Origin of the sequence: Streptomyces sp. NPDC001027 (assembly GCF_040299045.1) — a bacterium.
Taxonomy (GTDB): Bacteria; Actinomycetota; Actinomycetes; order Streptomycetales; family Streptomycetaceae; genus Streptomyces.
The window spans coordinates 1-5,459 of sequence record NZ_JBEPBI010000375.1; the positions used below are offsets into that span (position 1 = coordinate 1).

Below are 5,459 nucleotides of genomic sequence, written 5' to 3' on the forward strand. Positions count from 1 at the left end.
CAATCGCCGGGGCCGGCGGCGTCGGCAAGTCATGGCTGGCCCTGCACTGGGCCCACCGCAACGCCGATCGATTCCCCGACGGGCAGCTCTTCGTCGACCTGCGGGGCTTCAGCCCCGACAGCGAGCCCATGGACCCGGCCGTGGCGGTCCGCGGATTCCTCGACGCGCTGGGCGTCGACCCCGACCGCATCCCCGTCGCCCCGCATGCTCAGGCGGCCCTGTTCCGCAGCCTGGTGTCCGACAAGCGGATGCTGCTGGTGCTGGACAACGCCGCGGACACCGCGCAGGTCACGTCCCTGCTGCCGGGCGGGGACACCTGCACCGTGGCCGTCACCAGCCGCAACCGGCTGTCGGGCCTGATCACCGGCCACGGCGCCCGTCATCTGTCCGTCGGCACGCTCAGCGACGCCGAGGCCCACGGACTTCTCGTCGCCCGGCTCGGCGCCGACCGCGTCGCCGCCGATCCCGCCGCAGTCGAGGACCTCATCGGTCTGTGCGGCGGGTTCCCGCTGGCCCTGAGCATCGTCGCCGGCCGCGCCCACACCCATCCCCACCTGTCCCTGGCCCGCCTGGCCGACGAGCTGCGCGACGGCGCACTCGACCTGCTGGACGACGCCGATCCCGCCGCAAGCCTGCCCGCGGTGCTCTCGTTGTCCCACCGGGCGTTGACCGACGAGGAAGCCGAGGTGTTCGCCCTGCTCGCGGCCGCACCCGGGCCCGACATCGGTCTGCCTGCCGCCACCAGCCTCACCGGACTCGGCAGGATCCGGACCAGGGCCGTTTTGCGCAGGCTGGAGCAGGCCTCCCTGGTCGACCAGGACGCCGGCGGCCGCTACCGGATGCACGACCTCATCCGCCGCTACGCCGCCACCACCCGTCTGCCCGACAGCACACGCGAGACGGCGTTACGGCGGGTGCTCGACTTCTACACCCACACCGCCTACGCCGCCGACCGTCTCCTGGACTCCCACCGCGACCCCATCGAGCTCACCCCGCCGCTGCCCGCCTGCGACCCGGAGCCGCTGCCCGACATCCCCGCCGCGATGGACTGGTTCGACACCGAGCACAGGAACCTGCTCGCCGCCCAGCGCACCGCCGTCGCACACGCCCACCACCACACGGCCTGGCAGCTGGCGTGGGCGCTGTACGACTTCCACTACCGACGAGGTCACCGCCACGATCAGCTCGGCGTGTGGCGGATCGCCATCGATTCCGCCGGCCGACTGCCCGACTCCGGCGCCCTGATACTCGCCTATCGGCTTCTGGGCCGTGCCCACGTCGTGCTCGGTCACCATCAGGAGGCGATCGCCGCGTTGAACCAGGCACTCGCCCTGAGCGAGCAGCGCAACGACCGCGCCCTGCAGGCCCAGGCGCACTACACACTCGCGTCGATCTGGCCCGACGGCCGGCGCGCCCTCGAGCACGCCAGACGCGCACTCGACCTGTATCGGGGGCTCGACCAGCCGATCGGCGAGGCCAACGCACTCAACGCCGTGGGCTGGTACGCCGCGCGTCTCGGAGAGCACGACACCGCACGCGAGCACTGCCAGTCGGCCCTCGCCCTCTACCAGCGCCATCAGGACGTGAACGGCCAGGCACAGACCCTGGACAGCCTCGGCTACATCGACCACCACAGCGGCCGGCACCACGACGCCGTCCGGCACTATCTCCAGGCCATGAGCCTCTACCGCGACCTCGACAACACCTACGAGACCGCCGACACGCTCGAACGGCTCGGCCACGCCCACGCCGCACTGGGCCACGACGACCGGGCCCAAGAGGTCTGGCAGCAGGCACGGCATCTGTACCGGCGGCAAGGACGCGATCAGGAAGCGGATCAGGTGGACCTACAGCTCGACCAACTGCGTCACGGCGGCGACCCGCACGGCACGCGCTGACGCAGCTCACCGGAGGCGCCCGGCCCCGCATCCACCGTCAGCTCACTCTCCCCCACGGCACGCGGCGACCGGGAGACCGGCCGACCGGCCGACCGGTCACAGATGAACGGCCGGTGACCTGTTCGCCCATCCGGCAGGTCAGCAGGATGGTTCCCGTGACAGCACGTGTGCGGTGCACCGCACGCCGCTGTCGAGCACTGCGTTCCAGGCTTCCCACCTGCTGAATGGATCCGACATGCCCCACTCCGCGAACACCCGCCCTCGTCCGCGCCGCACAGCGCGACGCCAGGCCGGCGTGGCCACCGCAGCCGCCGCCCTTTCCCTGCTGGGCGCGTTCGCCGTGCCGGCCGAGGCGGCCGACGCCGTCGAGCACTACGGCAACGCCGCCACCGGCTCCTGCCTCGACGACAGCTTCGCCTCCGGCCTGCGCGGCTTCGGCTGCAACGGCAAGGACTTCCAGAACTGGCGCGTCCACGTGTGGAACGACGGCACCCGTCAGTTCCGCAACATCGCCACCGGTCGCTGCCTGTACGACGACGGAGTCACCCTCGACACCAGGTCCTGCAATTCCTCCAAGCAGCAGAGCTGGTGGGTGTGGCAGCGCGGCGGCGGCGCGATCTCCCTGGAGAACCAGGCGACCGGCGAGTGCCTGGACGACAGCGAGTTCGGCCTGCGCACCATCGGCTGCCAGGCAGGCAACCCGCACCAGAACTGGCGGTGACCGCCTTCTCCAGGGGCCACGCCACAGCCATCAGACGACATCCGAGGTGATGCACCATGCGTATCCGCAGAGCTGCCGCCGCGACGGCCGCGGCGATGTTGCTGGCAGGCGGAGGTGTGCTCGTCGGCTCCGGTGCGGCTCACGCCGCCCCCGCAGCCGGCTGTCACACCGAGATCCGCTACGTCCCGGTGACCGTTCTCACCACCGTGCAGGTCTTCGAGAACGGGCACTGGGTCACCAAGGTCATCAGGGAGACCGTCATCACGCGCGTGACGACGGTCGTATGTGACTAGCGTCCGTCGCCGGACGGACATCGCCCGGATCGGGCTCGCCGTACGGCAGGACCGCCGCCTCGCGGGAGGCGGCGGTCCTGTCGTTCCGGGTCGGAGCAGTCCGTCGGTGTGTCGTCGCCGGACGCGGGTGCTGTGACGCGCACTGCGTCTCAGGACCCGTCGACGGCCTCGGGTGCGTCGCCGGTGTCGGCGGCGGCGGCTTCGTCCTGCGCCATCCCGAGAAAGCGCCGGATCGCCGCGACCGGCATGTCCAGTCCCTCGGACGCCGCGTGCTCGTCGCCGAACACCTGCACCGCCTCGGTGACGGCCACGGCCAGTTCGAGCTCGGCCTTGCGGACCTTGGCCTCGGCCTTGTCCACGGTGTCCACCACCGCAAGCTGGCGACGCTGCTTCTCCTGCAGCCTCTGCTTGCGGGAAAGGGTCTTGTCGGAGTTCTGCACAGACATGACCAAGATCATAATCGGTGCGCCGGGCTTCTCTGAACCCTGCTGCCCGTCTTTCAACTCCGGCGGTGATAGACCTTGTTGGCGATGCGCCAGCCGTCGTCCACGCGGGCCAGCAGGAAGATGTCGGTGAAGGCGTCCGTGCCGTGTGCGAGCGTCACGGTCGCGGTCGCCACGGTGCCGTGGACGTCGACGGTGTCGACACGGCGGGACCGGGTCGCCTCGTCGGGCGCCGGCCGACCGGGGAAGAGGGCGCAGTACTCGTCCAGGGGCCATGAGACGAACGCGCCGTCCCGGATCCCTTCGATGTGGGCGGTGGGCAGGAAGGCGCGGCGGAAGTGGGCGGGGTCGCCGGTGGCGTGTCCGCGGATGTACGCGTGGAGCGGTTCGAGCACGGCGTCCTGCACGGCGGGCGCCGTCGCGGCGACGGCGATGTCCGACTCGGGGTCGACGTCGGCGTTGGCGTCGGCGTGGACCAGACCGGCTGCGCCGTGCAGCGGGGTGTTCGACGCGGCGGCCAGCAGCGCCAGGTCCTTGGCCAGCGCGCCGACGGTGAATTCAGCGGCGCCCGCGCTCGGCTCGCCGGCCAGAAAGGGCCGTTTGCGTGCCACGAGCCCGCCAAGCTGGCCCAGTTCGAGGATGTCCAGCGTCTGGGCGCGCGAGAGGCCGAGGGCGTCGGACTGCCGCAGTGAGTCTCGCAGTGCGAGGACGGCGCCGGCGAGGCCGCAGTTGGCGACCAGCTTGAGCGAAGCGGCGGTGGAGGCGTCGTCGACGCGACGCACGGTGCCGAGCGCCGCCAGCACGGGCTGGACTCGGTCGAGGGTGTCCTGGCAGGCGGCGGTGAGAATCTGCAGGGCGCCCGCCGAGGCGGCCGGCACGGAGCCGAGCACGGGCGCGTGCACATAGGCCTCGCCGAACTCGCGGGCCAGTTCCGCTGCTTCGGCGGGGGCGACGGCGCCGGTGTTCACCACGATGGCGTCCGCTCGCAACGAGCCGCGGACGTCGTCGAGCACCCGTCGGCAGGCCGGACCGTCGAACAGCGCCAGGAGCACGAGTCCGGCCTTCGCCACGGCCTCGTGCGGATCGGCGGCCACCGGGACCGCGCCCGATGTTCGCCCGGAGCGTGTCCAGCCGACGACGTCCCAGTCCTCGGCGGCCAGTCGTGTCGCGATCGCGTCGCCCATGCGCCCCAGCCCGAGGACGGCAATCGTGTGCGATGAGGTCATGGACGCCAGGCTGGTGCACGGCGATGACTGCGACAAGCGCAGATCTCGCGGACCTGCCCTGCGTGACGCGCATACCCGCCGGTCATACTGACGCCATGGATCTGACGGTGTGGCGGACCTTCGTGACGGTGTGCCGGCTCGGTTCGCTGTCGGCGGCGGCCGCCGCGCTCCATCACACGCAGTCCGCCGTCTCCCGGCAGATCGCCGGGCTTGAGAGGGAGCTCGGGGCGCCGCTGGTGGAGCGCCATGCGCGCGGCGTGCGTCCGACGGCTGCGGGCGAGGTGTTCCGGCGCCATGCTCTGGCGACGCTCCACGAGGCCGACCGCGCTGTTCGTGCCGTACGGGAGGCCGGTGACGGGGCGTTCGACCGGTCGCTGGCCATTGGCGCGACGCCTTCCCTGGCCGCGGGAGTGGTCCCCGATGCCGTCCGGGAACTGCTGAGGCGCACCGGGTCGCTGCGGTGGAGCCTGCGGCCCGGTCTGAGCTCGGCGCTGCACGACCACGTGATCGCCGGCGATCTCGACATCGCCGTCGTCACCGACGCACCGCCGGGACTGCCCGAGGACCCGCGGCTGGAACGCCGGCTCCTCGGTCTGGACGACATGGTGGTCGTGGTGCCCGTCGGCCACCCGCAGGCCGGGCGCGGTCCGGTGCACTTGCGGACACTGGCCGACGAGACCTGGGCCGAGGACAACGACGGTTCGGCCGCGCTGCTGCACCTGCATGCCGCCCGCGCCGGAGTCGCCGTCCGCGTCGACCTCATGGCGGCCGATCTGCCCGGCAAGCTGGCCCTCGTCGCCACGGGAGAGGAAGGTCAGCGGCAGCAGCAGGAACGTGTTGACGCCGATGATCGACTCCCGCTCCCGCACCAGCATGCC

The 5,459-nt window shown here is 71.8% G+C and carries 6 protein-coding genes; 4 read left to right on the forward strand and 2 right to left on the reverse strand.

Annotation, left to right across the window (positions count from 1 at the left end):
- The 3 genes from ABT300_RS40905 to ABT300_RS40915 form a co-directional block, all read left to right on the forward strand.
- The coding region (locus tag ABT300_RS40905) for an ATP-binding protein (RefSeq protein WP_351687340.1) at positions 1 to 1,898 on the forward strand (1,898 nt) is incomplete at its 5' end.
- Positions 1,899 to 2,133: 235 nt separating this feature from the next.
- Positions 2,134 to 2,619, forward strand: coding sequence for an RICIN domain-containing protein (locus ABT300_RS40910; RefSeq protein WP_351687343.1), 486 nt, complete (start codon positions 2,134 to 2,136; stop codon positions 2,617 to 2,619).
- Positions 2,620 to 2,675: 56 nt separating this feature from the next.
- On the forward strand, positions 2,676 to 2,912 hold the full coding sequence (locus ABT300_RS40915) for a hypothetical protein (RefSeq protein ID WP_351687344.1): 237 nt from the start codon (positions 2,676 to 2,678) through the stop codon (positions 2,910 to 2,912).
- 149 nt (positions 2,913 to 3,061) lie between these two features.
- Here the strand turns inward: ABT300_RS40915 and ABT300_RS40920 are convergent, their stop codons facing one another.
- Together ABT300_RS40920 and ABT300_RS40925 are read right to left on the reverse strand one after the other, a co-directional pair.
- Positions 3,062 to 3,358, reverse strand: a complete 297-nt coding sequence (locus ABT300_RS40920; protein WP_351687347.1) for a hypothetical protein — start codon at positions 3,356 to 3,358, stop codon at positions 3,062 to 3,064.
- 53 nt (positions 3,359 to 3,411) lie between these two features.
- Positions 3,412 to 4,581 carry a nuclear transport factor 2 family protein gene (locus tag ABT300_RS40925; RefSeq protein WP_351687349.1) on the reverse strand — a complete coding sequence of 390 codons (1,170 nt, stop codon included), beginning with the start codon at positions 4,579 to 4,581 and terminating at the stop codon, positions 3,412 to 3,414.
- 95 nt (positions 4,582 to 4,676) lie between these two features.
- Between ABT300_RS40925 and ABT300_RS40930 the strand changes: the two genes are divergently transcribed.
- Positions 4,677 to 5,459 (forward strand): LysR family transcriptional regulator (locus ABT300_RS40930; RefSeq protein ID WP_351687352.1); only part of this gene is annotated, 783 nt, incomplete at its 3' end.